Here is a 26,561-nt window from a genome sequence, read left to right on the forward strand (position 1 = left end):
TGGCAGGGATGACAAATTTGCAGCAGGCCCGACTCCCGAGCCCCTCCCTCACGTCCCCACATAAAGCTTCCGCTTGCCGGACTCGGCCTGTTTCTTCGCCTGCTTGAGCAGCCTGTGATACTCGTCGGGATCGCGGGCCCAGCCGTTGGGCTCCATGCCTTCGCCGAATTCTCCGTCGAGCATGCGGGCGATGTCGCGCAGGGTCTGCACCACGTCGAGGCGGACACTGTCATCATCAGCGCGGAAATACGCGTTCAGCTCGTCCAGCGCATTGCCCAGCCAGCTGGACTTCAGCCGGTCCAGCAGGATTTCGGCTGTGGCGATGGCAGCCTTGCTATCGCCCTTGGCGAGTTGCTGCTGCATGGCGTCGTGAATGGCTTTCAGGGCCAGGCATTCATAATGCACGCAATCGCCGATCAGCGCGCCTTGCGTGGTGGTGAGGTCGGGGTTTTTCAGGGTGATCGGCGCTTGCGGGTCGATCGGGCGGGTTGAGCGCGGCATGGGTGTCTCCAATCTTTGGTAGGTTTTCAGACAGGGTGAGGGGTCCGCACGCGTGAGCGCCGGAGAGATGGGAGGGAGCGGGATGCCGGCCGGAGCCGATAAAGCGCTGATTTAATAACGGTAGGCTTCGACAAGCATCCCGCTCACGGAGTTTTCCCGGACGCTCTCGCGACCGATTCCAATGCGTCAGGTAGATGGGGTCGGTCGTTTAGTGCCCCGCGACCTGGTCGCACGCCCTGCCGGAGCTTCGGGATGTCACCCCCGAGACGCGGACAGGCTCCGCTCGTTTCCGGGCACAAGTGACTGAGCTCGCGCCTCCCGTCCCGAAAACCGAGGGCATTATCGCTTGCGGTGAAGGGGAGCGGATAAGTTTGCCGCCTATCCCCGTAACAAACACCGTCATCCCGGCGCACGCCGGGACCCGGAATGCGACGCAAGCTGTTACCAGGCCAGGCGAAATCGTGTGCGCGAGACTGGGTCCTGACTTTCGTCAGGATGACGATTATTGGGCGGCCAGGGCGGGGATAAACTCCCGCTTGTCTCCCCGCATGCGGGGAGGTGGGCTCGGTATCGCGCAGCGATGCCGAACTCGATGGGGTCGAAAAAGGGCGGGTGAGCATCGCGAGGGAAAGACATGTCGGCGGCCCTTCACCGGTGAATGTCGCTCATTCCGTACCCGACCCTCGACAGTCGCGTTTTCACCCGCTACGCATCCCGTAACAAAACATAAACCCTGACGGGAGGTCCGTACCATGTTTGATAATCTGTTTTCCCTTGAGGGCCGTGTGGCTCTGATCACCGGCGGCTCGCGCGGCATTGGCGAGATGATCGCCGAGGGCTATGTGCGGGCCGGGGCCAAGGTTTACATTACCGCACGCAAGGCGCCCGATTGCCTGGCGACGGCCGAGCGCCTGTCCGAGCTCGGCACTTGTATCGCCCTGCCGGGTGACGCGTCTGGCGCAGATGGAGCCCAGGCTCTGGCCGCCAAGTTTCTCGAGCATGAGAGCAAGCTCGACATCCTGGTCAACAATGCTGGCGCCGCTTGGGGCGCACCGCTGGACGAGTTTCCCGAGAGCGGCTGGGACAAGGTCATGGACCTCAATGTCAAGACGCCCTTCTTCCTGATCCAGGCCCTGCACGGCGCCCTCAAGGCGGCCGCCTCGCCGCAACAGCCGGCCAAGGTGATCAATATCGCCTCGATCGACGGGCTGTCGGTCAACATGATGGAGACCTATTCCTATGCCGCGTCCAAGTCCGGCATCATCCATCTGACCAAACGCCTCGGCCTGGAAATGGCCAAGGAAAACATCAATGTCACCGCGATTGCGCCGGGCGCCTTTGCCTCTTCGATGAACAAGGTGGCGCGCGATCATGCCGAGATGGTGTCGAAGGGCGTGCCCTCGGGCCGGGTCGGTGAGCCGTCCGACATGGCGGGCGCGGCGATCTTCCTGGCCTCGCGGGCCGGGGATTATGTGGTGGGTTCGACCGTCGTGGTGGATGGCGGCGTGGCGCAGGCGCGCGGGGCTTTTTAGGGGCGGATCGAATTGAGTTTTTGGGGGCGGGTCTCGCGTGGCGGGCCCGCCCCTTTTTGTGAGCGGAAGCAAGCATTGTGGTCTTGTCAGCCAGCTGAAACTCCCCCTGAGGCGTCCTCCCGGCAAGACAATCAAGGGTGAAAGGGCGCGGATCGCGCCATTTTCGACTCACGCCCGCTCCCCCTTGCCTCCCCCGTTCCGGGTATTCCCGGCAGGCGGGGCTGCGACCGATAATCCGCCCGTCTTGAACAGGGGAGGACGTGATGCGGTGGTTGCGGGCATTCTTGATAGTGGCGTGTGTCGGGCTGGTCTCGGCCTGCAATACGATAACCGGCGGGCCGCTGGTCCGGCCGGGTGAGCCGACCGGTGTGCTCGAGATATCGAATGGCTCGCGTCATACGCTGACAGCGGTGTTGATCTCGGATTGCTCGGCGATGAGCTATGGCCTCAATCGCTTGCCCTCGGGCGTGACCATCCCGCCGGGACGGTCCTATCGCTTCACCGTGTCGGCCGGGTGCTGGGATGTCGATGCCGGCCTCGCCTACGGCACGACGCTGCACGAGGCCCGCTTTCGCACCCAGGTCCGGCAAGGGCGATTGACCCGTCACATCATACGCGGCTGATCTGGCGGCCGATGGCGTGAAAACGGGCGCCGGAGATGTCTCCGGCGCCCGCCTCATTTGTGGAACGGGTGTGAGCCGTGGCCGACGGGTTACTGACCCATGCGGCGGACTTCCACCTCACCCATGTCGAGGGCCCGGATACCGGCTTCGATCTCGGCGGCATCGCCGATGATCAGCCAGACCAGCTGTTCGGGGTGAACGACTTCCTGGGCCGCAGCGCGGACTGTCTCCAGATCGAGCGCGTGATAACGCGCGGTGATCGTGGCCGGATAGTTCCAGTCCCGGCCCAGATTGGCGCTGTTGGCCAGCGAGTTGCGAACCGCAGCCGAGGTCTCGAACTGACCCGGCAGCGAGCGGGTCGAGTTGTTGACGGACCGCTGCAGCTCCTCGGCCGTGGCCGGGTTGGTCGAGGTGAACTCGTCAAACTCGCGCAGGAGTTCGGCGAGCGAGTCCGAAGTGCGGTCGGTCTGGACCGGCGCATAGACCATCCAGGGCCGCTGGCCGCGGGCACCCCAGAGCAGGGTCTGGGCACCGTAGGACCAACCCTTGTCCTCACGCAGGTTCATGTTGACCCGGGCGGTGAAGGAGCCACCGATGGCGTCATTCATGGCCGCGTAGACTTCCGGGTTGTCGACTGAGCCGGACGGGCCGATGAGGCCGGCCAGGATCAGCGATTGCGGCGAGTTCGGGCGATCAATGATGATCACACGGGCGCCGTCGGCATTGCTGGCCTCGGTCAGGTTTTTCTGCGGCAGCGGCGCGTCGGGTGCGCGCCAGCCACGGAAGGCCCGCTCGAGGATCGGCGTCACCTCGTCCAGCGTCGTGTCACCGACGATGAACAGGGTGGCATTGTCCGGACGCAACCACGCTTCCTGGTGGGCCAGCAGGTCGGCACGACTGAAACCGGTGACGGCTTCCGGCGTACCCGATCCGGTGAAGGGCACCGAATAGGCGTGACCCTCGCCGAACATTTCCGGCGGCAGCATGCGCAGGGCGATGGCGATCGGATTGGCCATTTCCTGCTGGATGCCGTTCAGCGTCTGGGCGCGGACCCGGTCGATATCCTCGTCCCGGAAGCTGGGATCGGTGATGACCGTGGCCATCAGCTCGACCGACGGACGCAGGTTCGAAGTGAGGGCCGACAGGGTCACCGAGGAGGTGTCCAGGCCGGCACCCGTGCCGAGATTGGCGCCGAGGCTTTCGGCCCGTGCGGCAATGTCGGTGGCATCCATCCGCCCGGCACCTTCGTCCAGCATGTTCATGGTGAAACTGGCGAGACCCAATTGACCGCCTTCAACGCTGTCGGCTGCATAGCCGGCATCGAAGACCATCTGCATCTCGACCACCGGGACGGCGTCGCGGCGCACAAAGACGATATCGACACCGTTCGACAGTTCGGCGGTCTCAACCGACGGCCAGACCAGTTCCGGTGTCGAGTCGACCACCGGCAGGGCCGAGCGGTCGGCATCGGTTTCAACGCTGGCATACTGACCGAACGGCAACACGGTGATTTCGTGCGAGCCGGTGGTCAGCCAGTCATTGGCCGTCGCGGTGACCTGGTCGGCGTCGGCATTGTTGAGACGCTCCAGCTGGGTGCGCCAGAAGCCGGGATCACCGGCATAGAGCGCGCCTTCGGCGAGGGTGACGGCCTTGCCGCCAAAGCCGCCAATCTGTTCCAGACCGCGCACGACACCGGCATTGATGCGGGTGCGGGCGGCAGCCAGCTCGTCATCGGTTGGACCTTCGGCGAGCAGTTCAGCGACGATTTCGTCGATCCGTGCCGAAGCCGCTTCGACGTCCTCACCCGGATTGAGTGTGACTTCGATATGGAACTGGCTGGCCAGCTGATGGGCTTCAACATAGGCGACGGCCCGGGTTGCAACCTGGCGACCGAAGACGAAGTCCTGATACAGGCGCGAGGTGCGTCCGCCGCCGAGTACGGTGGCGAAGAGTTGCAGGTCATTGCGCGCCTCGGTGATGCGGCCGGGCACGACCCAGGTGCGGTAAATGCGCGCTTGCGGCACGTCGTCATAGAGCACTTCGGTGGTGTCGTAGCGGCGCTCCGGGATCCACTCATTGATGCGGTTCAGCGGTGGTCCGACCGGGGCGTCACCGAAATAGCGCTCGACCAGGGGACGGGCTTCTTCGGCATTGATGTCGCCAGCCAGGACCAGGACGGCATTGGTGGCGCCGTAATATTGCAGGAACCATTCACGCACATCGTCCAGCGAGGCGGCGTCCAGATCGTCCATCGACCCGATCGTGGAGTGGGCGTAGGGATGGCCTTCCGGGAAGAGGGCGCGCAGCTGGGAATACTCGACCATCCCATAGGGTTGGTTGTCGCCTTGGCGCTTCTCGTTCTGGACCACGCCGCGCTGCTCGTCGAGACGCTCCTGGTCAATGGCGCCAAGCATGTGGGTCATCCGGTCGGATTCCATCCACAGCGCCATTTCAAGGGCTGGCGTCGGCACGGTCTGGAAATAATTGGTGCGGTCGAACCAGGTGGTGCCATTCATGCCGGTTGCACCGACCTGTTCGAACGGACCGAAATACTCGTCATTATAGTTTTCCGACCCGTTGAACATCAGGTGTTCGAACAGGTGGGCAAAGCCGGTCCGGCCCTCCGGCTCGGCGCCGGATCCGACACCATACCAGATCGAGACCGCGACGATCGGTGCCTTGCGGTCTTCATGAACGACAACGGTCAGGCCGTTCTCGAGTTCGAATTGTTCAAATGGAATGTCGACGTCCGGGACCTGGGCGCTGGCCAGTCCTGTCCATGACAGGGCCGCCGCGAGGGTCACCGCAAGAATGCGTGGCATGAATGTCTCCCACCTCTGCTTCGTGTTGTGCACAACGTGACGCTGCAGGGCGTGGAGTTTAACTAAATTTCCTGTAATGGACACGGCGCCCCGGGCATGCTTGCCCGACTCAGGCCTTCTTTACGAACTCGGTCTTCAACCCCATCTGGCCGACACCGTCGATGCGGCAGTCGATATCGTGATCGCCGTCGACGAGCCGGATATTCTTGACCTTGGTTCCGACCTTCACGACCTGGCTCGTGCCCTTGATCTTGAGATCCTTGATCACGGTGACGGTGTCGCCATCGGCCAGCTCGGCGCCATTGGCATCGCGCCAGACCTTCGTCGCCTCGCCATCGCCCGCATTGGCCGGCGCATCGGCCGACCATTCATGGGCACATTCCGGACAGACCAGCAGCGCCCCGTCCTCATAGGTCCATTGACAGTCGCATTGCGGGCAGGGCGGGAGTTCGGCCATGGTCGTGTCCTTGTCGGGCGCGGCGGGGCCGGCATGGCGGCAGGGCCTCCCTTTAGACGCGGGTCCCCGGCATTCGTCGAGTCAGCAGTTGCAGGCGGCAGCTGCAAGCGGCAATGGCGAGACCGGGCTGTACCTTGCCGAGCGCCAGCGATCAGGCCTGCCGCATCAGCCTCCGCCGCGGATCGCCTGCACGACGCCGATCACCACGCCGACATTGAAACCGATGCCGAGCGTTGTCACCGTGGCGGCCAGTGCGGCAACGAGGGCCAGCATCACGGCACGCAGGGGCATCATCATCACGGCGCGGACCCGTTCCGGCCCGACCCAGCGCGGCCGGGTCAATTTTTCGACCAGGTCGACAAAGCCGCCGCGCCACAGGCAAACCGTGAGGAATATCCAGATCGCGGCCCAGACAAGCGGCGCGACCGTCAGGGCCAGGCCCATGCCGGGCAGATCGAGCAGGGCCTGGATGTCTTCGAACATATTGGGTCACTCCGGCGCACATTCCTCATTAGCCTTTACACCCGTCGCGCGCTACATGCGCAGTGAAGGCTGTTGCTCGACGCATTTGCTGTGAAAAGGCTGCGGCGGACGCGACGGATCGGGGTGACCGGATCGTGTCACAACAGGGACAGGCTCAGGGGCAGGTTGACGGGAATGGTGTCGATGAAGCGGATTTGGATCGGTGTGGTCGGTCTTGTAGTGCTGGCTGCGGTCGGCTGGTGGTGGATGTCGCAGGGGGCACAGGCCGCCGGCGAGATGGTGATAGAGACCGAAACGGTCAGCGAGGGCGAGGTGCGCCGCATCGTCTCGGCCTCGGGTGCCGTACGGGCACTGGTCACGGTCGAGGTCGGCTCGCAGCTGTCCGGCCAGATCGAAGCGCTCTATGTCGATTTCAACGACACCGTCGAGGCCGGGCAGGTCATCGCCCAGCTCAATCCGGAGACCTACCAGACGCGTATCCGTGAGGCCGAGGCCAATCGCGCCACGGCCGCCGCGACACTGGCCCTGCAGCGCGCCAACCGCCTGACCGCCGAAGCCAATGCGCGCTCCGCGCAACAGGAATATGATCGTATCCAGGCGCTGTTCGACCGCGGTATCTCGGCTCAGGCCGCGCTCGAAAACGCCCTGACCGCACACGAGGCGGCGCAGGCCAATCTCGCCGTATCCGACGCCCAGATACGCAACGCACAAGCCGTTCTGGCGCAGCGTGACGCGACCCTGGAAGGCGTTCAGATTGATCTCGAACGCACCACGATCCGGGCGCCGATCAATGGCATCGTCGTTGATCGCGCCGTCGATGAAGGCCAGACGGTGGCGGCCAGCCTGTCGGCCCCGACCCTGTTCACCATCGCCCAGGATTTGGGCCAGGTGCAGATCGATGCCCAGGTTGACGAGGCCGATATCGGCCAGATCGCCGAGGGGCAGCCGGTCTCCTTCACGGTTGATGCCTATCCGGGTCTCGACCTGACCGGCGTCGTCGACCAGATACGCCTGGCACCGCAAACCCTCAACAATGTGGTCACCTACACGGTGGTCATATCGGCCGCCAATCCGGGCCAGCGCCTGCTGCCCGGCATGACGGCGAACATGGACATCATCACCGGCGAGCGCACCGACGTGCTGACCGTGCCCAATTCGGCCCTGCGTTTCCGGCCATCACCGGCCCTGGAAAGCCGGACCCGACCGGTTGAGGCCGGTGGCGCCGGCGCCGGCGGCGGCGGACGGGGTGGGGTCGGTCGCGGTGGCCCCGGTGGCGGCCGCGGTGGCAATCCGATGGGCCAGATGGCTGACCAGCTCGAACTCACCCCGGATCAGGTCGAACGGGCCGGTGCCATTTTCCGTCAGGTTTTCGGTCGCATGGCCGCGGCGGCCCAGGCCGGCGAGGCGCCGGACCGCGAAGCCGCCCAAGCGGAGATCATGCGCGAGCTGCAGGGTGTTTTCACACCGGAGCAAATGGCCCGCTATCGCGACATCCAGCGCGAAGCGCGCGAAACCCGCTCCGTGACGGTCTGGGTGCTCGAGGCGGATGGTATGCTGGTTGAGCGGCGTATCCGCGTCGGCATCAATGACACCCAGCAGACCGAAGTGGTCGGCGGTGAACTGGAGGCCGGCGACGCCATCATCACGCGGGCCCGCGAGGTTCGCGAGTAATGCCGGCGCTGATCGAATGCCGCGATCTGGTCAAGACCTACACAATGGGCGATCAGGTCGTGCACGCCCTCAACGGGGTCTCGCTCGATATCGAAGCGGGCGAATATGTCGCCATCATGGGGACGTCGGGATCCGGCAAATCGACCCTGATGAACCTGCTCGGCGCGCTCGACCAGCCAAGCTCGGGCGAGTTGCGGATTGCCGGCGAGAATGTGCGGGCGCTGGGGCCGGACGCGGTGTCGCGCTTTCGCAATCGCACGATCGGCTTCGTCTTCCAGCAATTCAATCTTCTGCCGCGGACCAGCGCCGTCGAGAATGCCGGCCTGCCGCTGATCTATTCCGGCCTGCCACATGGCGAACGGGTGGCCCGGGCCATGAAGCGGTTGCAACAGGTCGGGTTGGGTGACCGGACCGACCATCATCCGGCGCAATTATCCGGCGGTCAGCAACAGCGCGTCGCCATCGCCCGGGCATTGGTCAATGATCCGAAAATCCTGCTCGCCGATGAGCCGACCGGCGCGCTCGACACCAAGACGTCCGAGGACATCATGGCGATCTTCGACCAGCTCAACCGCGAGGGCATCACGGTTATCCTCGTGACTCACGAGCAGGAAGTGGCCGATCATGCCCGCCGCCAGATCGTGTTCCGGGACGGTGTCATCGTGGAGGATCGCTCATGAATGCCTTTGCTTCACTGCGGGTCGCACTGACGGCCCTGCGTATCAACGCCCTGCGCAGTGCGCTGGCCATGCTCGGCGTCATCATCGGCGTCGCCTCGGTGATCGTGCTGGTCTCGATCAGCGAGGGAACGAAGCAGGCGGTCGAGGCGCAAATCGCCAGTTTTGGCGCCAATCTCCTGATCATCCGGCCCGGCTCGTCCACGTTCGGCGGCCGCCGCGGCGGTGCCGGCTCTGCCGATCCGTTGACCGACGGCGATGTGCTGGCCATCCGCGAAGAGGTTGCCGGCCTGTCCGGCGTGTCCGGCGAAGTCTCCGCAAGCACCACCCTGGTATTCGGTGGCATCAACTGGACCTCGCGCATCCAGGGCGTGAATCCGGACTATTTCACCGCCCGCGGCTGGATCATCGATGAGGGGCGAGCTTTCTCCGGCGCCGAGGATATCGCGGGCCGGCGCTATGTCCTGGTCGGCCAGACCATTATCGAAGAGCTGTTCGACGGCGCCAACCCGATCGGCCAGTCCATCCGTATCGGTGCCCAGCCGTTTGAAGTCATTGGTACGCTCGCGGCCAAGGGCGAGAGTTCTTGGGGGCAGGACCAGGACGATGTTGTGTTCGCACCACTCTCAACCGTGCGCCAGCGCTTCGGCGCCGGCATGAGCGTGACGGTGCGCGACGCGGTGTCCACCATCTATGCCGATATCGCACCGGGCGAATCGACGTCGCGCGTGATCGCCGACATTGAGGACCTCCTGCGCATCCGCCGCGATATCCAGCCCGGCGCCGAGGATGATTTCGCGGTCGGTTCGCTGGCCGAATTCATCCGAGCCCGCAATGAAACCGAGAGCCAGCTCGGCCTGCTGCTCGCGGTGGGGGCCGGGATCGTGCTGCTGGTCGGCGGCATCGGGATCATGAATATCATGCTGGTCTCGGTGACCGAGCGCACCCGCGAGATCGGCTTGCGCCTGGCTGTCGGGGCGCGTCGCGCCGATGTCCGCAACCAATTCCTGATCGAGAGCATTGTGCTGTGCGTGATCGGTGGCCTGGCCGGACTGGTGGTCGGGGTTGGCGGGACGCTGATCTATGCCGAGGTCGGTCAGCTCGAGATCGCGATTGACCCGGTGATTGTGGCCATCGCCATCGGCGCATCGGCCTTTGTCGGTGTCTTCTTCGGCCTTTATCCGGCCCACCGTGCCTCACGTCTCAATCCGATCGACGCGCTGCGCTTCGAATGACCCGGACCGGCGTCAGCTGGTATCGCCGCGTGGTTTGGGGGGCGTGTTCGGCAGGTCGAAGATGAAGCGGGCGCCCTTCTCCGGTTCCGACTCGACGCGGATCGTCCCGCCGAGGCGTTCGACCGCCTGACGCACCACGGCAAGGCCGATGCCGGTGCCTTCATACTGTTCGCGCGTGTGCAGGCGCTGGAACGGCGCGAAAATCTTTTCGGCAAAACGCATGTCCAGCCCGATACCGTTGTCGGCGACGGTGAAGCACCAACCGGTTTCGGTTTCGCGGGCTGACAGCGAAATCTCCGGATCCGCGTCGCCGCGATATTTGACGGCGTTCGAGATCAGGTTTTGAAGGATCTGGGTCAGCAACACGCGGTCGGACTCGATCACCGGCAGCTCGCGCGCCGTGATCCGGGCCTTGTTCTCGGTGATCGCGGTTTCCAGCTGGTCGGTAATTTCATTGACCAGCGCACCGGTATCGACGGTGGCGAGGTTCAGGGGCTGGCTCGACAGCTTGGAGTAGGACAGGAGCTCGTTGATCAGACGCTGCATGCGCTGGGCGGCATCGGCGAGGAAGTCGAGACTGCGCACGCCATCTTCATCCAGCTTGTCGGAATAGCGCCGCTTCACCAGCGAGGAGAAGGCTGCGACCTTGCGCAGCGGCTCCTGCAGATCGTGCGAGGCGACCGTGGCGAAACGGTCGAGCTCGCGATTGGTGCGTTCCAGCTGTTCATTGATGGCGCGCAGCTCCGACACGTCGGTGAGAATGGCATAGCTGCGCAGCGGCTTGCCTTCGGAATCCCGCTCCAGGAAGGACGACAACAGGACATCGATCGGCTCGCCCGTCTTGCGGATGAAGCGATAGGGTGTGTTGATGTTCTCGCCGACGCGGAACAGTTTCGGCAGCTCCACCTCGACGGCACGTTTGCGCGATTCCGGGTCGAGAAAATCCACGGACCTGCGACCGATCACCTCAGCTCGTTTGTAACCGAGATGGGTCAGCCAGAAATCGCTGACCTCGACGATGAACCCGTCATTGTCGATGGTGTGCATCATGGCCGGCGTGGCGCGGTAGATGCGTTCGAAGCGGGCGCGCTCCTCGGTCATCATGGATTCCAGGCGCCGCGTGGCGTCGATATTCCACAACACGCCGGAGGCGGCGATGGCCCTGCCGTCATCGGCCCGCTCGATGATGCGTCCGGTCGAGCGGTGCCAGACATAATCGCCGTTCAGGTCGCGCAGGCGGTACTGGTCATCAGCCTGGACATCACAGGTGGTGAGGATATGGGCGACGGACGCATCGACGCCGGCCATATCGGCCGGGTGGATCCGTTCACGCCATTCGTCCAGCGGTATGGTGCGGGTTTCGTCAGCGCCGAAGAGTTCGGCGACAATGGTGCCGCGTAGATCGATGGTGCGCGCGACGAGGTCGATCCGCCAGGTGCCGAGCGCCGCCGCCGTGACGGCCTGAAAGAGTTGTTGTTCGCGATCCGCCAACGCTTCCTGGGTCGACAGGCGTTCCGAGATATCGGCGACGAACCCGGTTGCGAAGGAGGGGCGGCCATCCTTGTCACGCTCTGAAACCCGGCCGCGATTATGGACGCGGATCCAACCATCGGCTTCCGACTGATAGCGAAAGACGACATCGATCGAGTCACGCTCGCCGGCGCGCAGGGCCTCGAAAGACGCGCGTGCCAGGTCGAGATCGTCACGATGGACGCGCTCCTCCCAGTCGTCATAGGTGACGCGGGCATCGCCGGCCGGCAGGCCCATCATTGCGGCGATGATGGCGCTGACTTCGGCGACCCTTGTCTTCAGATTGATCCGCCAGGCGCCTTCGCCGGCGGCCAGAAGCGCTTCACGCAGGCGCCGGTCGCTCTCGGCGAGGGCGCGTTCAAGTCGGCGTTCCTCGGTGATATTGCTGACGATGCCGGCGGCACGCGCGGCGCGGCCATCCGACGTCCATTCGACGATCCGGCCGCGTGACTGCAACCAGACTTCCGAACTGTCCGGGCCGATGACGCGGAAACGACCAAGGCTGTGACTGGCGCCGGCGCTCGGTTCGTCGCGTGTTTGTCCGGTGAAGCGACCGAAACGGCCGCGGGCGATCGGCTCGGCATCGGTGGGCAGGAGGGCGAACCAGTCGTCGAGTGAGACCGTGCTGCCGTCCTCCCGCTCGAGCAGGCGGGACAGCAGGCCGGAAATGCGCAGCTGCCCGCGTTCAATGTCGAGGCTCCAGGCGCCGTCATTGGCGCCTTCAAGGCCTTCGCGCATCAGGCGTTCGGTCTCGACCAGCTTGCGTTCCAGCAGTTTGCGCTCGGTGATGTCGACCAGGACGCCGGCGGCAACCCGGTTCCCGCTGTCGGCCTTGACGCTGCCGCGGGATCGCAGCCAGGTCCAGCTGTCGGTGCGGGCATCCCACAGTCGATACTCTGCCTCCAGCATGTCACGACTGCCATCGGCAAGACCTTGGACCTGGCGCGTCATCTCGGCCCGGTCATCCTTGTGAATGCTGTCGAGCCAGGTTTTTGAGTTGATTTCCTGTGGCTCGTCATCCAGGCCCAACATCGCCCGGATCGGACCGATTGGCGTGACGCGGCGATTGACCGGGTCCATCTCCCAAACGCCGCTCGAGCCCGACTCGATGGCGTCCGCCAATTGCCGCTCACGCGCCGCGAGCTTGTCCTCCAACGCCTGTCGCTCGGTCGTGTCTGCGACCACGCCGGAGATCCGGAGGGCATGACCTTCGCGGGTGAATTCGGTGACCTTGCCGCGCATGTGCAGCCAGCGCCATTCGCCGTCGGCGCGCTGGGCCTTGAAGACAATATCGAGTGACTGGGTCGGGTGGGTGCGCAGCGTCTCGATCGCATGCGACAGCCGCTCGCGATCCTCCGGCGCCGTGATCTCGAGCCAACGTTCAAGCGAAATGGTGGCGTCGGCGCTGATGATGCCGAGGAATTCATTGATAAAGCCGCGCGTCGAGCCGAGCCGGGTGACCAGGTTGAGCGAAAACGCGCCCTCATTCGCCGAAGCGAGCGCCGCGCGCAACTGGATGTCGCTCGCTTCGAGCTTGGCTTTCAGCGACAGCTCGGCCGTGACGTCGCGGATGAAGAACAGGGTGCCCGTGCCGTAAGCCCCTTGGCCGGCAGCCCGCACCGCCACGGTCTCGCCATCGAATACGCGGCTGTTTCGGGTGCGGTATCGTGCCGTGAACCGGCCCTCGGTCATGCCGTCGGGAATGTTGAAATGCTCGTTTTCAAGCCGGTCATAGGTGCGGGCATCGGCAAAGACGATCTGTGCCCGCTTGCCCGACAGGTCGGCCCGGTCATAGCCGAGCAGGTCGGAGGCGGCAGCATTGACGGCGGAAATGGCGCCGCGAGCGTCCAGTTCCAGGATGGCCAGTGGTGAACTGGCGAACAGGGCGCGTTGCATGTCGGACGACCTTGCGGTCATGGTGGCGCTGCTCCCACGCTGCGTGTCATCGGTCACAACATCCCCGACGCCGGTCCGGCAGTTTGCGCGCGTCCGGTGCGGATTGAAAAGGACTGATTTGGCGGAAACTTAGCATTTGCGCAGGCGGGCCGCCACGCAAAGACATTGCACGTCACGGGCAGTTGGGCATGAGAACGAGGCTGGCCTTGCGCCATTGTGTCGATATGCTCCTCCGTCACCGAGTATTTGGGGAGTATTATTGTGCCCAAGACGCAAGAGCACACGTCCGGTTCGGCGCCGATCCTTCGGGTGTCCGATCTCAATGTCGATTTCCAGACCCCGGACGGGGTGGTCGAGGCCGTCCAGGGCGTTTCCCTGGAAATCAATGCCGGCGAATGCCTCGCGGTGGTCGGCGAGTCGGGTTCCGGCAAGAGCCAGACTTTCCTGGCCGCGATGGGGCTTCTGGCCTCCAACGGCAAGGCGACCGGCTCGATCAAATACCGTGATGCCGAGATTCTCGGCCTGTCGGCCAGCAAACTCAATCGCGTTCGCGGCCGCTCGATGACGATGATTTTCCAGGACCCGCTGACCTCGCTGACGCCGCACATGACGGTCGGCGACCAGATGCAGGAAGTCCTGGGCATTCACATGAAAATGCGCGGCAAGGCGGCCGAGGCGCGGACTTTGGAATGGCTCAACCGGGTTCGTATTCCCGAAGCCAAGCGCCGCCTCGCGCAATATCCGCACGAGCTGTCCGGCGGCATGCGCCAGCGTGTCATGATCGCCATGTCGATGCTGTGCGAGCCGGACCTGCTGATCTGCGACGAGCCGACCACGGCGCTTGATGTGACTGTTCAGGCCGAAGTGCTCGATATCATGGATGAGCTGAAGCGTGAGACCGGCGCCGCCCTGGCCCTGATCACCCACGACATGGGGGTCGTCGCCCGCATGGCCGATCGCGCCCAGGTGATGAAGCATGGCGTCTATGTCGAAGGCGGCAAGATCGAGGATATCTTCGCCAATCCGCAACACGACTATACCCGCATGCTGCTGGATGCGATGCCACGCCTGGACCGTCCTGACCGGCCGGGCCACACGGCGCTGAAACCGGTTGCCGGTGACGCCGATGCCGATCCGCTGCTGTCGGTCGACAATGTGAAGGTCCAATTCCCGATCCAGGTCTCCGGCGGACTGCGCCCGACCTACAAGACGCTGCGTGCGGTCGACGGGATCAGCTTTGATCTCCAGCCCGGCGAAACGCTGGGTGTTGTCGGCGAATCCGGGTGCGGCAAGTCGACCCTGGCGCGCGCCGTGCTGCGCCTGGTTCCCGCTCAGGAAGGGACCGTGTCGTGGATCGGCCGCGATCTGCTCGGTCTCAAGCGCGATGCGCTGCGCAAATCCCGTGAGGATTTCCAGATCGTCTTCCAGGACCCGCTCGCCTCGCTCGATCCGCGGATGACGATCGGTGCCTCGATCGAGGAGCCGATGCTGACCTTCCGCAAGTCGATGCGGCGCAAGGAACGCGAGGTGATGGTCAAGGAGATGATGGAGAAGGTCGGTCTCGACCCGAACATGATCAACCGCTATCCGCACGAGCTGTCCGGCGGCCAGAACCAGCGGGTCGGCATTGCCCGCGCCATGATCCTGCGTCCCAAGCTGGTGATCTGCGACGAGGCCGTGTCGGCGCTCGACGTGTCGATCCAGGCCCAGATTGTCGAGCTTCTGATCAAGCTGCAGCAGGAGATGGACCTGTCGATGATCTTCATCTCGCACGACCTTTCGGTGGTCCGCGAGATCTCGCACCGGGTGATGGTGCTCTATCTCGGCCGGGTCGTTGAACTGGCTGATCGTGACCAGATCTATGAAGACGCCCGCCACCCCTACACCCAGGCGCTGATCTCGGCCGTGCCGGTTCCGGACCCTGTCGTCGAGAAGGCGCGGGTTCGCGTCAAACTGGACGGCGAATTGCCGTCGCCGATGGACACGCGGGCCCAGCTGCGCTTCATGAAATCGCGGTTGGTGGACGATCCGGACGCCGAGCAGTATCGCCCGCAATTGGTTGAAATTGCCGATGGTCACTGGGTCGCCGAGCATGATCCTTTCGAGCGCGTCCCGGGCTGATCGGCCGGCTTGCCGCTAATTCACTCGACAGCCGCTCCGTGGCCACTAGGTTCCGGATCGAACACAGAGCCTTGGGAGAGATGTGATGACGGTTGGACGTGGTTGGAGACTGGGCATTGCGGCGCTGGCGCTGACGTTCGGACTGGGCGCCTGTCAGCCGGCCCGGGAGGATCCGGTCGGTTCTGTCGACCTTCCCACCGACTATGCCTTCGTGCACGACGTCACCGATCTTCCGGCCGACCCGGACATCATTTACGGCCAGCTCGACAATGGCCTGCGTTATGCGGTCCGGGCCAACCAGACGCCGCCCAATGTCGCCTCGGTCCGCATGGTCTTCAATATGGGCTCGCTCGGCGAGGCCGATGACCAGCGCGGTCTGGCCCACTTCATCGAGCACATGGCCTTCAATGGCTCGACCGAGGTGCCCGAGGGCGAGATGGTGCCGCTGCTGGAGCGCCATGGTCTGCAGTTCGGCCCCGATACCAATGCCTTCACCGGCTATGAGACCGTCGGTTATCAGCTCGACCTGCCTGATGCCGGCGAAGACGCGCTGGACACCGCGCTCTTCCTGATGCGTCAGACGGCGAGTGAATTGCTGCTCGATCCGGACGCAATTGACCGCGAGCGCGGCGTTGTCCTGTCCGAGGAGCGTGTCCGCAACACGCCGATCCGGCGCTGGAACAACGCGCTGTGGCGCTTCCGCCTGCCTGACACGCTGGTTCCCGACCGCGATGCCATCGGAACGACCGAAGTGGTTGAGACGGCACAGCGCGAGCGTTTCGTCGATTATTACGAGAATTTCTACACGCCCGAGCGGGGCATGGTGGTCGTGGTTGGCGATATCGACCCGGAGGCGGTGGTTGCCCGGATCGAAGCCGGCTTTGCCGACTGGGCCGGGATCGAGGATCCGCGGGCTGATCCCGATATCGGTTCGGTGAGCGCCGACCGCCCGATTTCGGCCGGCTATTTCCATGATCCCGAACTCTACACTATCTTCACCGTCGACGCCGTGCGGCCGCACCAGCCGGTGCTGGACAGTGCGGCCACCCGCTTCGACAATAATCTGGCCAATATCGGCGATGCCATTCTGGGGCGTCGTTTCGCGACCCTGACCAGTTCCGGCAACTCACCCCTGATCCAGGCAGCGGCCAATCGCGGCACGGATTTCGGCGTTGCCGACCGCGCCTCCGTGCTGGCCATTGTGCGGCCGGATCGTTGGGAAGAGGGGGTCACCACCGTCGAGCAGGAATTGCGTCGGGCGCTGGAGCATGGCTTCACGCAGGCCGAGCTGGACGAGCAGATCGCGAACATGCACACCGGCCTGCGCGATGCGGCTGAGCAGGCCGGGACGCGGCAGACCGCCAACCTGTCTGACCAGATCTGGTCGAGCTGGCGTTCCGATCAGGTGTTGACCACGCCGCAATCCATGCTCGAGCGGTTTGAGGCAAGCTTGCCGCAGGTAACGCCGGAGGCGGTCAGTGCCGCTTTCCGGACCCGATGGGACGGTGTCGAGCCGCTGCTTTTCCTCGCCACCTCGATCGAGATGGAGGATGCCCAATCCCGTCTGATCGAAACCTGGCAGGCCAGTGCCGCCGAACCCGTCGAGGCACCGGAGGATCACGGCGCACTGAGCTTTGCCTATACCGATTTCGGCGCCGCCGGCGTCATCGCCTCGCGCGAGGAAATCGCCGATCTTGGGCTGGTCCGCCTGCAGTTTGAAAACGGCGTTGCGGTGACCTTCAAGCCGACCGATTTCGAAGACCGCACCGTGCGGGTCCGTCTCGATTTCGGTCGCGGCGAGCTTGAGCCGCGGGCGATGCCGGCGGTTGATATCATTGCCGGCTCCGTCTTCACCGCGTCCGGTCTGGGCGCGCATTCCGCCGACGATCTCGGCCGCGTGCTGGCCGGTCGAAATATCGGCTACAGTTTCAATGTCGGGGACGACAGTTTCAGCTTCAACACGGCGACCACGCCGGGGGATCTGCGTATCCAGATGGACCTGCTGACGGCCTTCATCACTGATCCGGGCTGGCGTCAGGAAGGGCTGGACCAGTTCCGTGCCGTGATTCCGGAAATCCGCCGCAATTCCTATTCCACGCCGGGCGGCGTGATGTCGGCGGAAGTGTCGCGTCTGATCCGCTCCGGTGATGAACGCTACGGCCTGCCTGATCCGGAACAGGTCGCCGGTGTCGACATGGCGGCGATCGAGGCCTTCCTGTCGCCGGCCCTGGAGCAGGCGCCGATAGAAGCGACCATTGTGGGTGATGTCTCCGAGGCGGCGCTCATCGAGGCGCTCGCCCCGACGCTGGGCGCCTTGCCGGCCCGGGCCGGCAGCTGGCCCGATTATGACGAGGCCCGCACCATCGTCTTCCCGGAGGCCGTCGCCGACCCGGTCGTGTTGCACCATAACGGTCCGGCCGATCAGGCCCGCGCCAATGTCTACTGGCCGACCTTTGACGACAGTGATCCGGCCCGGACCCGCGCCATGGCCCTGCTCAATGCGGTGTTTGACCTCAAGCTGACCGAACGCCTGCGCGAACGCGAAGGACTGACTTATTCGGCCTCCAACGCGGCGTCGGAGTCGGATGTCTATCCCGACTATGGCTATCTCTATGTCGGTGCCGATGTCAGCATCGACACGGTTGATCAGACCTATGCCGCGATCAATGAACTGGCGGCCGATCTTGCCGCCGGTGAGATTAGCGAGGACGAAGTCCTGCGGGCGCGCCGCCCGATGCTCGAGCAGATCGAGAATGCGATGGAAAACAATGCCGCCTGGATGAGCTGGCTGTCCCAGTCCTGGACCCATCCCGAGCGCCTTGACCGGATTCGCACGATCCGAACCGATTATGAGGCCGTGACACAGGCTCAACTTGTCGAGCTGGCTGCCACCTACCTCTCGCCCGAGCGCAGCTGGCGTGTCACCATCCTGCCGCGCGACGCCGAATAACATCCAGCTGACAGGACAGATTTCATGACCCGTTTTGCCCTTGCCGCGACCTGCTACGCCCTGGCGCTGTCGGCTTGTTCCGACCCGGCCGCGTCGTCTTCCAATGCCAATTCAAGCGAGACCATGACCACTCAATCCACCAATGCCGACACGATTGCGACCGGCGATGAAGCCGCGCTGCGCGCCCGCCTCGCACTGGCTGAACGGGTTGTGCCCAATCTGGACCAGCTGATCGCCCGCCAACTGGTTGTCGATTCTGCCCGTGCGTGTCCGGTCGATGACGGCGTCACCATTCCGCTTGTTGATCTGCCCGAAGATGCAACCGATCCGGCCGCCAATGGCGCCCTGGCCGAAGACTATCTCGGCAATATCGTCAGCGAACCGTGTGTGTTCCAGCTGCCGTCGGGACTGGCTTTCCGCATCCGTACCGCCTCCGACGACGGCGCCAGCCCGATGCGCGGCGACATGGTGACCGTCAATTATCGCGGGCAATTGCTCAATGGCGAAGAGTTCGACAGCTCGTGGACGCGCGGCGAGCCCGCCACCTTCCCGTCCGACCGCCTGATCGCCGGCTGGGTCGAAGCCCTGCCGCTGATGCGGGTCGGCGAGCGCTGGGAACTCTTCATCCATCCCGACCTGGCCTATGGCATGCGCGGTACGCCGGGCGGCCCGATCGGCCCCAACATGGCGCTGGTCTTCGAGCTGGAATTGCTCGACCTGCCGGGCTGATCCGGCGTCCGGAATTTGACTGAAACGGCCTGCGCCTGTCGCCTACCGCGACAGGCGCAGGTTTGTCAGGTCACCGGCAATCATTTCGAAGGCATCTTCCAGCGCCTCCGATGAGGGCGAGTCGAAATACAGGCTCGGATTGCTGGCACAGCCGCGCATCAGGTCACGGGTCGAGCTGGAATTGACCTGGAAGGTTATCGTGTAGACGCGGATGCCCTGGGCCTTGGCATAATCACAGGCGTCCTCCAGACGGTCATCGAGGCGGTTGCCCAGCGTGCTGCTGCTCGACGAGGTCGTGCCGAGCCGGCCATGCGCCGAGAAGCCATAGGCCGAGTAGTCCGACCGCAGATCGGTTGACCGGCCGGTCATGACATTGTCGCCGTCGGTCAGGATCACCATCGCCTTGATGATTTCGCGATCATCATAGGCAGTGCCCTCGGTGAAGGGTTCCTGCGGTGACAGGACACGAATGCCCCAGCCCACGCCTTGCGGGATATTGGTGGTGCCGTTCGCCTCCATGTCGTCGATGGCGTTCAGCAGGCGGGAGCGGTTCGAGGTCAGGGGCGTGATCGGTGTGGTCGTGCAGGCGCTGTTCGGACCGCCACCGCTGGGGCGGCCATTGTCATACTTCAGCAGGTTGATCAGGCGACCCAACAGGCTGGATGTAATGCCATCGTCCAAATAGTCATTGCTGTAGTCCCGGTCATTGTCCGGCTCGTCGGGGGCGAAGAAGGGCACAAAGAGCGTTTCCGGATTGCCGACCGATGGCGGGGTGTCGTCAATGTCCATCGGGATGGCGCGCGCTTCGACGCAGCCCTCCCATTCGGTGTTCCGCAGATCGTCAAACAAGTCCCAATGATTGATCAGGACTTCTTCCGTGGTGCATCGCCGCCGTCGGCCCCGACCGGTGCAGGTCTCGACCTCGACGGTGCTGCCGCCGGCCCATTCGGCGTGGAGCGGCGAGGCCGCCAGCGGGTCGAGCCACCAGGCGCGCTCGTAATTCGTGCCGACATTCACCGTCGCCGCAAAGGGGACGAGGCCGATCTTGACGTCCTCGGGCTCATCGGCGGCGTCAAACAGGATTTCGGTGAGAAGCTCGGCGCTGTCGCGAAGATTGCGGATCTTGGAGCCGCCCATCGAGCCCGTATTGTCGAGCACCATGACCAGTTCAAGGCGCTGGCGGGCGCGCTGGACTTCGCTCTCCCAGTGCACGGTGATGTAATCGATCCCCGCCATCCCGAGCATGGTGGTCTGGACCCGGGCCTCGCCCGTCACGGTGACCGTGTCGGTGACATCATCGACACTGACATTGATGTTCTGGACCACGCCAAGCTCGCGGCCGGGATAATTGGCGGCGATGAAATCATTGGCGATCTGCGTTGCCTGGGCATTCGACAGCGAGGTGTTGACCCCGACAGCAAGTGCCGCCGCATCGAGTGCCTGGGCGAGGCGCGAGCGGGCATTCATCGACTGGCTGAGATCAACCGCGCCGCCCGACAGCAGGGCAACCGGGACCAGGGACAGCGCAAAAATCGTCGCGACATTGCCGCGCGTTTCGCGGCAGAAGCGGGAGCAATGGTTGAACAGGCCTTGGAAAGGCATCGCAGGGATCCAATACAGAATTCGCTAAAATCTTATCGGATCGGGATTAAGGGGGCGTTATAAGGCACGGTTATTCAGTGGTTAATCCCGGACCTATCTCGACAGGCGCAGATTGGTGAGATCGCCGGCGATCATCTCGAAGGCCGAGCGCAGGGCGGTGTCGGACGGGCTGTCATAATACAGGCTGGGGTGGGTGGCGCAGTCGCGCATCATGTCGCGGGTCGAACTCGACGAGACCTGGAAGGTGATCGTATAGACGCGGATGCCGAGTGATTTGGCGTATTCGCAGGCCGCTTCGGTGCGGTCGTCCAGCGCGTTGCGGATCGTATTGTCCGAGCGCGACTGGATGCCCAGCCGTCCGTCGCGCATGAAGCCATAGCCGGAATAGTTCGAATAGTTCGGATTGTTCCGGCCATCGAGATAATTCTCGCCATCGGTCAGCACCACCATCGCCTTGATCGTGTCGTCCTCGTCGAAGCCGACGCCCTCGGTGAACGGCATGCCGGGCGACAGGACCCGCACGCCCCAGCTGACCCCGATCGGGATATTGGTCGTGCCGTTGGCGATCATGTCCTCGATCGCGTCGTCGATGGTCGAGCGTTGATTGGTCAGTGGCGTGATCGGGCGTGCGGTGCAGCCCCATTGCGGGCCGCGGCTCGACGAATTGATCGAGGAGTTGGTGTATTTTGGCGTGTTGCGCATCCGCGCCCGCTCATTCGAGCCACCCATCCCGTCATTGAGATAGGAGTTCGAATACCCGGCATTATTGGCGTAATTGGACTCGTCCGGGGCAAAATAGGGGAGGAAGAGCGTCTGCGGGTCGGACGTTGTGGGCAATGTGTCCTCGACATCATGCGGGATGGCGCGCGCCTCGACACAGCCCTCCCACGCGCGGTTCTGGATACTGTCATAGAGGTCCCAGCGATTGGCGGACGGGTCGAAATTCTCCGAATGCAGAGGTGACTGCGCGTCCGGATCCAGCCACCAGGCGCGGTCATATTGGGTGCCGACATTCACCGTCGCCGAGAAGGGCACCAGTCCGATCTTCAGCCGGTCGGCATCGGCGCCGTCAAACAGGATGTCGGTCAGGAGCAGGCCGGCCGAGCGCAGGCTGGAGATTTTCGAGCCGCCCATCGAGCCGGTATTGTCGAGCACCATCACCAGTTCCAGCGAAGACCGGGCGCGTTGCACCTCGCTCTCCCAGTGCACGGTGATGTGTTCAATGCCGATCAGGCCGAGAATGATCGTCTCGACCCGGCTTTCGGCGCGCACGGTGACGCGGTCATTGTCCTGGTCGAGATGGACGGTGAGGTTCTGGATCGCGCCGATCTCGCGGTCGGGATAATTCGCACCGACGAAATCGAGGGCCAGGGCGGTCGCTTCATTTTCGCTGATCGAAGTCCGCACGCCGACCGCCAGCGCCGCCGCGTCGAGCGCGCGTGACAGGCGGGCGCGGGCATTGAGCGCCTGGTTGATGTCCACCGCCCCGCCGGACAGGACGGTGATCGGGACCAGCAGGAGCGAGAACAATATCGCGATATTGCCGCGGCGATTGCGCGGGAAGTCGCCGAGGCGTTTGAAGAAGTGTCGCAACATGTCGCGGTCTGGTCCCATTGTGAGCAAGGGACAGGGTGAACCAGCAGGCCGGACAAGCGGAGCGGTGTTTGATAACGCTGTAAAAAACCTCATAACACTGTCAGCCAAATACGGATCAGATTGTTCCCATGCCCGCTTCTGCCCATCTCGATACCGCCATCGCCGAACTGCGCGATCTCGTCGCTTTCGACACCACCTCGCGCAATTCCAACCTGCCGCTGATCGACCATGTCGAGGCCAAGCTCCTGGCCCTCGGCGCGGTCTGCGAGCGCATCCCCAATGAAGACGGCACCAAGGCCAACCTGCACGCCCGTTTCGGGCCAGCGGTTGATGGCGGTGTGGTCCTGTCCGGTCATACCGATGTGGTGCCGGTCGATGGCCAGCCCTGGACGTCCGATCCCTGGGTGCTGACCGACAAGGGTGATGGCCGGCTCTATGGTCGCGGCACCTGCGACATGAAGGGCTTCTCCGCCTGCATTTTGGCGCTGGCCCCGAAAATCGCCGCGGCAAGCCTCAAGACGCCGATCCATATCGCGCTTTCCTTTGACGAGGAGGTCGGGTGTCTCGGTGCGCCGGCGCTGATCGACCGGATCATGGAGGGCCCGGTCAAACCCGCCATGGTCGTGGTGGGCGAGCCCACCGACATGCAAGTCGTCACCGCCCATAAGGGCCTGTTCTCGCTGACCGTGACAGTGCGTGGCCGCGAGGCCCATTCCTCACTGGTCCGTGATGGTGCCTGTGCCATCACCCATGCGGTGCCCCTGATGCAGTACCTGGTCGATGAGGCTGGAAAAATGGAGGCGTCGGCCCCGGCCGACAGCCCGTTCAACCCGCCCCATGGCACGCTGACGATTGGCGAGATCAAGGGCGGAACGGCACTCAATATCCTGGCGCTTGAGTGTGAGTTCGGCACGCTGATGCGGCCCTGCCCGTGGGACGACCCGCACGCAATTGCCGACGGTCTGCGCGAGCGGGCGGCCGGGATCGAGGCGGCGATGAGACAATCCGCACCGGACGCCGCGATCGAGATCACGGTGCGGTCCGACGTGCCCGCCTTCGCGCCGGAAAATGACGGGGCTGCCGAGCGCCTTGCCCGCCAGCTCACCGGCGACAATTCCACCCGCGTGGTCTCCTACGGCACCGAAGCCGGCCAGTTCCAGGCGGCGGGTCTTTCCGTCGTCGTCTGCGGCCCCGGTTCGATCAACCAGGCGCATCAGCCGGACGAGTTCGTGGCGATCGATCAGCTGGCCGCCTGTTGTGAATTTCTTGAGAAAATGGTGCGGAAAATGGAGGCCTGACATCGCGGCCGGGGACAGCCATGAGTTACCGTTACACCTTTGACACGGGGATCAATGCCTTCCGGATCCGGTTCGAAGGCCGGGTCGATATGGAAGAAATCCTGAAGTCGGATCGGGAGATAATCGGTGAGCCGCAATGGGCCGACTCGCGCCGTATCCTGACGCATCTCGATATTGATGCCGATCTGAGCGCCCTGACCCTGCAGAAATATCTCAAGGTCGCCATGCCCTATATGGATGCGACCCGTGATATCCGCGGCCGGGGAACGCGAGAAGCCTGGGTCATCCCGGCGCGCTGGAACTCGCCGATCATCCAGGTCTGGGAGCAATTGCCCCACAAGGACGAGCATCACGCTTTCGCGGTCTTCGACACCGAACCGGAAGCGTTGGCTTGGCTGCTGCAGTCGGTGGTACAGGCCCGTTAGGCCGAGCCCGAAAATCCGGGCCCCGTGAGGCGCCGTTTTCGTACTAGAGCCCGACCCAATTCGGGGGGCGCATGTTTCTCGGGGGCCATTCCACAACCGTCATCCTGACGCACGTCAGGACCCAGTGGGGCGGTTGGCCTGGCGTCCGGATTTTGACGGAATGGCGGTGTGTGGGAAGGCTCGGGATCAAAAGGGCGGCAATCTCAATCCATCGGTGCCCACATCTGGATGGTGTCGTAGAGATCATCCCAGTCCGGATTGGTGGCTTCGATCAATTTGAGCTTCCAAGACCGCCGCCAGTTTTTCAGGCGCTTTTCACGCTCAATGGCGAAGCCGAAATCTTCGTGAAACTCGTACCAGACCAGTCGGTGGACCCCATATTTGCGAGTGAAGGCAGAATCCTTGCCGTCGCGATGCAGCATCACCCGCATGGCGATATTGCCGGTGACACCGATGTAAAGCGTTCCGTTTCGCTGGCTCGCCAGTATGTAGACACAGGGGTGTTTCGCCATCCAAGCCTCAGCCGGTCTGGGTCCTGACTTTCGTCAGGATGACGGCTGGCGGTGGCGGCAAGCTGTGACCGATGTCACGCCCTCACAACATTATGGCTCACAAATCACCGTCATCCTGACGCACGTCAGGACCCAGTGGGGCGGTGGGGCCAGGTGGTGGTGTTCGTCGGCGTGAAGGCGGATCTATGTCTCGGGCAGATGGCGGACCGTTTGATGGAACCGTGCCGGTCTGGGTCCTGACTTTCGTCAGGATGACGGTAGAGGGTCGCGCGCGCACAAAAAAAGGGCGCCGCAGCGGGCGCCCTTTGATCGTGGCGTCAGACTCGCCTACTCCGCCGCCGTCTCCGCCGGCTTGGCGATGGCCGCGTCCTCACGCCCCTTGCCCCAATAGGAAATGCAGGGGATTTTCGAGTTGTCGCAGCGGTCCGCATATTTGCGGGCGATGTCGGTGACTTCTTCCATCAGCCCGTCGGCGAGCGTGGTCGGGTTCAGGCCCAGCTGGAGGAAGGTGTTGTTCTCGACATGCAGGTCGTTTTCGTCCGCCTCATTGCGCGGATTGGGGACGAGCTGCATCTCGGCGCCGGCTAGGTCGCAGATCATCTTGGCCAGGTCGCGGACCCGGTGGGTCTCGGTCATCTGGTTGAGGATGTGGACCTTGTCGCCCGGCTTGGGCGGGTTCTCGACCGCCAGCTGGATGCAGCGCACCGTGTCCTGGATATGGATGAAGGCGCGCGTTTGGCCGCCCGTACCGTGCACGGTCATCGGATAGTTCACCGCCGCCTGCATCAGGAAGCGGTTGAGCACGGTTCCGTAATCGCCGTCATAGTCGAAGCGGTTGATCAGGCGCTCATCGCGCTTGGTCTCTTCGGTCTGGGTGCCCCAGACAATGCCCTGGTGGAGATCGGTGATCTTCACCTTGTCGTTCTTGTTGTAGAAATGGAAGAAGAGCTGATCCTGGGTCTTGGTCATGTGATAGATTGAACCCGGATTGGCCGGATAGAGGATTTCCTGATCCTTCAGGCCCTCATCGGTCTCGATCTTCACCTTCAGATAGCCCTCGGGAATCTTCATCCCGGCCGTGCCATAGCCATAGACGCCCATCGTGCCGAGGTGGACGAGGTGGATGTCGCGGCCGGTCTCGACGATCGCAGCGAGCACGTCATTGGTGGCGTTGAGATTATTGTCGACCGTATAGCGCTTGTGGCGGGCCGATTTCATCGAATAGGGGGCCGCCCGCTGTTCCGCGAAATGGATGATCGTGTCGGGCTGCTCAGCCTCGATCAGATCGACGAGTTCCTGATAGTCCTTGCCGACATTCATGTTCACGAAGCCGATGTCGCGCCCCGACACCTCTTTCCACGCGGCCAGGCGTTCCGACATCGGACGGATCGGTGTCAGGCTTTCAACTTCCAGCTCGATATCGATCTTGCGGCGCGAGAGATTGTCGACGATGACGACGTCATGGCCGAGATTGGAAAGGTGGAGTGCGGTCGGCCATCCGCAGAAGCCGTCTCCGCCCAGAACGATTACTTTCATGCGACGTCTGCCCTTGACGTTAAATCCCTAGGTTTTTTGTTCTCGCAGTGAGGGGCTGGCATGGCAAGGGGTGGTCTGCTGTCCAGCTGATCGCGTCATGCGGGCAAGCTTGGCTCGACCGGCGCGAGCTGCTTGGTGCAAGCGGTAGCGTTATCATCAATCGTTGATGCGAGAAGGCGGCATTTTCGGCATGATGTTTGCGTGCTGGCGGAAAAATGCGATGAAATGGGCGGCGCAGTCGTGATTTGTAAAAAATTCCGTCCCTTGCTGTTTTGCGGCACCGCATCGGTGGACTAGGGCCTCAAAGGCCGCTAAATCCGCGCCAACTTCTTCCGGACGAGCCCTGCGTCCGGTCGATCTGACAA

The 26,561-nt window shown here is 63.6% G+C and carries 19 protein-coding genes; 10 read left to right on the forward strand and 9 right to left on the reverse strand.

What is annotated here, in order from left to right; all coding sequences use genetic code 11:
* Window positions 1–48: 48 nt before the first annotated feature.
* Entirely contained in the window at window positions 49–501 is a 453-nt protein-coding gene (locus tag AWH62_RS00430; protein WP_075188493.1) for a hypothetical protein, read from the reverse strand.
* Between the two features lie 752 nt (window positions 502–1,253).
* Here AWH62_RS00430 and AWH62_RS00435 point away from each other — a divergent pair.
* Window positions 1,254–2,033 (forward strand): SDR family oxidoreductase, encoded by a 780-nt coding sequence (locus AWH62_RS00435; protein WP_075188494.1) that lies wholly within the window; start codon window positions 1,254–1,256, stop codon window positions 2,031–2,033.
* Window positions 2,034–2,293: 260 nt separating this feature from the next.
* On the forward strand, window positions 2,294–2,656 hold the full coding sequence (locus AWH62_RS00440; RefSeq protein WP_158025518.1) for a hypothetical protein: 363 nt from the start codon (window positions 2,294–2,296) through the stop codon (window positions 2,654–2,656).
* Window positions 2,657–2,745: 89 nt separating this feature from the next.
* Here AWH62_RS00440 and AWH62_RS00445 read toward each other — a convergent pair whose 3' ends face one another.
* The 3 genes from AWH62_RS00445 to AWH62_RS00455 all read right to left on the reverse strand — a co-directional run bounded on the left by AWH62_RS00445 (window position 2,746) and on the right by AWH62_RS00455 (window position 6,418).
* Window positions 2,746–5,478, reverse strand: a complete 2,733-nt coding sequence (locus AWH62_RS00445; protein WP_075188496.1) for a pitrilysin family protein — start codon at window positions 5,476–5,478, stop codon at window positions 2,746–2,748.
* A gap of 109 nt (window positions 5,479–5,587) precedes the next feature.
* Window positions 5,588–5,935, reverse strand: a complete 348-nt coding sequence (locus AWH62_RS00450) for a zinc ribbon domain-containing protein YjdM (protein WP_075188497.1) — start codon at window positions 5,933–5,935, stop codon at window positions 5,588–5,590.
* A gap of 165 nt (window positions 5,936–6,100) precedes the next feature.
* Entirely contained in the window at window positions 6,101–6,418 is a 318-nt protein-coding gene (locus AWH62_RS00455; protein WP_075188498.1) for a hypothetical protein, read from the reverse strand.
* A gap of 183 nt (window positions 6,419–6,601) precedes the next feature.
* Here AWH62_RS00455 and AWH62_RS00460 point away from each other — a divergent pair, with 183 nt between their 5' ends.
* From AWH62_RS00460 to AWH62_RS00470, 3 genes are read left to right on the forward strand one after another with little or no spacing between them, the layout of a single operon-like run.
* Window positions 6,602–8,089 (forward strand): efflux RND transporter periplasmic adaptor subunit, encoded by a 1,488-nt coding sequence (locus AWH62_RS00460; RefSeq protein ID WP_075188939.1) that lies wholly within the window; start codon window positions 6,602–6,604, stop codon window positions 8,087–8,089.
* Window positions 8,089–8,769, forward strand: coding sequence for an ABC transporter ATP-binding protein (locus AWH62_RS00465; protein WP_075188499.1), 681 nt, complete (start codon window positions 8,089–8,091; stop codon window positions 8,767–8,769). Before AWH62_RS00460 ends, AWH62_RS00465 begins: the two co-directional genes overlap by 1 nt.
* Complete coding sequence (locus AWH62_RS00470; protein WP_075188500.1) at window positions 8,766–10,001, forward strand: ABC transporter permease; 1,236 nt, start codon at window positions 8,766–8,768, stop codon at window positions 9,999–10,001. Before AWH62_RS00465 ends, AWH62_RS00470 begins: the two co-directional genes overlap by 4 nt.
* 12 nt (window positions 10,002–10,013) lie before the next feature.
* Here the strand turns inward: AWH62_RS00470 and AWH62_RS00475 are convergent, their stop codons facing one another.
* Entirely contained in the window at window positions 10,014–13,448 is a 3,435-nt protein-coding gene (locus AWH62_RS00475; protein WP_143742842.1) for a PAS domain-containing protein, read from the reverse strand.
* 240 nt (window positions 13,449–13,688) lie between these two features.
* Between AWH62_RS00475 and AWH62_RS00480 the strand changes: the two genes are divergently transcribed.
* The 3 genes from AWH62_RS00480 to AWH62_RS17060 all read left to right on the forward strand — a co-directional run bounded on the left by AWH62_RS00480 (window position 13,689) and on the right by AWH62_RS17060 (window position 19,227).
* Window positions 13,689–15,548 (forward strand): dipeptide ABC transporter ATP-binding protein, encoded by a 1,860-nt coding sequence (locus tag AWH62_RS00480; protein WP_075188502.1) that lies wholly within the window; start codon window positions 13,689–13,691, stop codon window positions 15,546–15,548.
* Between the two features lie 85 nt (window positions 15,549–15,633).
* Window positions 15,634–18,498, forward strand: a complete 2,865-nt coding sequence (locus AWH62_RS00485; RefSeq protein ID WP_075188503.1) for a pitrilysin family protein — start codon at window positions 15,634–15,636, stop codon at window positions 18,496–18,498.
* A 24-nt stretch (window positions 18,499–18,522) separates the two neighbouring features.
* Window positions 18,523–19,227: an FKBP-type peptidyl-prolyl cis-trans isomerase gene (locus AWH62_RS17060; protein ID WP_083634878.1), complete on the forward strand. Its 705-nt coding sequence runs from the start codon at window positions 18,523–18,525 to the stop codon at window positions 19,225–19,227.
* A 42-nt stretch (window positions 19,228–19,269) separates the two neighbouring features.
* On the opposite strand, the gene AWH62_RS00495 is transcribed toward AWH62_RS17060, so the two are convergent.
* Both AWH62_RS00495 and AWH62_RS00500 read right to left on the reverse strand, forming a co-directional pair.
* Window positions 19,270–20,829: a vWA domain-containing protein gene (locus tag AWH62_RS00495; RefSeq protein WP_075188504.1), complete on the reverse strand. Its 1,560-nt coding sequence runs from the start codon at window positions 20,827–20,829 to the stop codon at window positions 19,270–19,272.
* Between the two features lie 93 nt (window positions 20,830–20,922).
* Complete coding sequence (locus tag AWH62_RS00500) at window positions 20,923–22,425, reverse strand: TadE/TadG family type IV pilus assembly protein (protein WP_075188505.1); 1,503 nt, start codon at window positions 22,423–22,425, stop codon at window positions 20,923–20,925.
* Window positions 22,426–22,553: 128 nt separating this feature from the next.
* Here AWH62_RS00500 and argE point away from each other — a divergent pair, with 128 nt between their 5' ends.
* Together argE and AWH62_RS00510 are read left to right on the forward strand one after the other, a co-directional pair.
* Window positions 22,554–23,723 carry an acetylornithine deacetylase gene (gene argE, locus AWH62_RS00505; RefSeq protein WP_075188506.1) on the forward strand — a complete coding sequence of 390 codons (1,170 nt, stop codon included), beginning with the start codon at window positions 22,554–22,556 and terminating at the stop codon, window positions 23,721–23,723.
* 20 nt (window positions 23,724–23,743) lie between these two features.
* Window positions 23,744–24,148 (forward strand): hypothetical protein, encoded by a 405-nt coding sequence (locus tag AWH62_RS00510; RefSeq protein WP_075188507.1) that lies wholly within the window; start codon window positions 23,744–23,746, stop codon window positions 24,146–24,148.
* A 203-nt stretch (window positions 24,149–24,351) separates the two neighbouring features.
* Here the strand turns inward: AWH62_RS00510 and AWH62_RS00515 are convergent, their stop codons facing one another.
* Both AWH62_RS00515 and AWH62_RS00520 read right to left on the reverse strand, forming a co-directional pair.
* The gene (locus AWH62_RS00515) at window positions 24,352–24,660 is read right to left on the reverse strand and encodes a GIY-YIG nuclease family protein (protein ID WP_075188508.1); all 309 of its coding nucleotides are present in this window, start codon (window positions 24,658–24,660) and stop codon (window positions 24,352–24,354) included.
* A gap of 327 nt (window positions 24,661–24,987) precedes the next feature.
* Window positions 24,988–26,196: an NAD-dependent epimerase/dehydratase family protein gene (locus tag AWH62_RS00520; RefSeq protein WP_075188509.1), complete on the reverse strand. Its 1,209-nt coding sequence runs from the start codon at window positions 26,194–26,196 to the stop codon at window positions 24,988–24,990.
* Between the last annotated feature and the right edge of the window lie 365 nt (window positions 26,197–26,561).

Origin of the sequence: Maricaulis sp. W15 (assembly GCF_001924955.1) — a bacterium.
Classification (GTDB): domain Bacteria; phylum Pseudomonadota; class Alphaproteobacteria; order Caulobacterales; family Maricaulaceae; genus Maricaulis; species Maricaulis maris.

What these genes read in the sequence shown, in the direction of transcription:
- argE (WP_075188506.1), top strand. Translation starts at nt 22,554, where the DNA reads ATGCCCGCTTCTGCCCATCTCGATACCGCCATCGCCGAACTGCGCGAT.
- AWH62_RS00515 (WP_075188508.1), bottom strand. Translation starts at nt 24,660, where the DNA reads ATGGCGAAACACCCCTGTGTCTACATACTGGCGAGCCAGCGAAACGGA.
- AWH62_RS00510 (WP_075188507.1), top strand. Translation starts at nt 23,744, where the DNA reads ATGAGTTACCGTTACACCTTTGACACGGGGATCAATGCCTTCCGGATC.
- AWH62_RS00450 (WP_075188497.1), bottom strand. Translation starts at nt 5,935, where the DNA reads ATGGCCGAACTCCCGCCCTGCCCGCAATGCGACTGTCAATGGACCTAT.
- AWH62_RS00495 (WP_075188504.1), bottom strand. Translation starts at nt 20,829, where the DNA reads ATGCCTTTCCAAGGCCTGTTCAACCATTGCTCCCGCTTCTGCCGCGAA.
- AWH62_RS00500 (WP_075188505.1), bottom strand. Translation starts at nt 22,425, where the DNA reads ATGTTGCGACACTTCTTCAAACGCCTCGGCGACTTCCCGCGCAATCGC.
- AWH62_RS00445 (WP_075188496.1), bottom strand. Translation starts at nt 5,478, where the DNA reads ATGCCACGCATTCTTGCGGTGACCCTCGCGGCGGCCCTGTCATGGACA.
- AWH62_RS00435 (WP_075188494.1), top strand. Translation starts at nt 1,254, where the DNA reads ATGTTTGATAATCTGTTTTCCCTTGAGGGCCGTGTGGCTCTGATCACC.
- AWH62_RS00470 (WP_075188500.1), top strand. Translation starts at nt 8,766, where the DNA reads ATGAATGCCTTTGCTTCACTGCGGGTCGCACTGACGGCCCTGCGTATC.
- AWH62_RS17060 (WP_083634878.1), top strand. Translation starts at nt 18,523, where the DNA reads ATGACCCGTTTTGCCCTTGCCGCGACCTGCTACGCCCTGGCGCTGTCG.
- AWH62_RS00465 (WP_075188499.1), top strand. Translation starts at nt 8,089, where the DNA reads ATGCCGGCGCTGATCGAATGCCGCGATCTGGTCAAGACCTACACAATG.
- AWH62_RS00455 (WP_075188498.1), bottom strand. Translation starts at nt 6,418, where the DNA reads ATGTTCGAAGACATCCAGGCCCTGCTCGATCTGCCCGGCATGGGCCTG.
- AWH62_RS00475 (WP_143742842.1), bottom strand. Translation starts at nt 13,448, where the DNA reads ATGACCGCAAGGTCGTCCGACATGCAACGCGCCCTGTTCGCCAGTTCA.
- AWH62_RS00520 (WP_075188509.1), bottom strand. Translation starts at nt 26,196, where the DNA reads ATGAAAGTAATCGTTCTGGGCGGAGACGGCTTCTGCGGATGGCCGACC.
- AWH62_RS00460 (WP_075188939.1), top strand. Translation starts at nt 6,602, where the DNA reads ATGAAGCGGATTTGGATCGGTGTGGTCGGTCTTGTAGTGCTGGCTGCG.
- AWH62_RS00430 (WP_075188493.1), bottom strand. Translation starts at nt 501, where the DNA reads ATGCCGCGCTCAACCCGCCCGATCGACCCGCAAGCGCCGATCACCCTG.
- AWH62_RS00485 (WP_075188503.1), top strand. Translation starts at nt 15,634, where the DNA reads ATGACGGTTGGACGTGGTTGGAGACTGGGCATTGCGGCGCTGGCGCTG.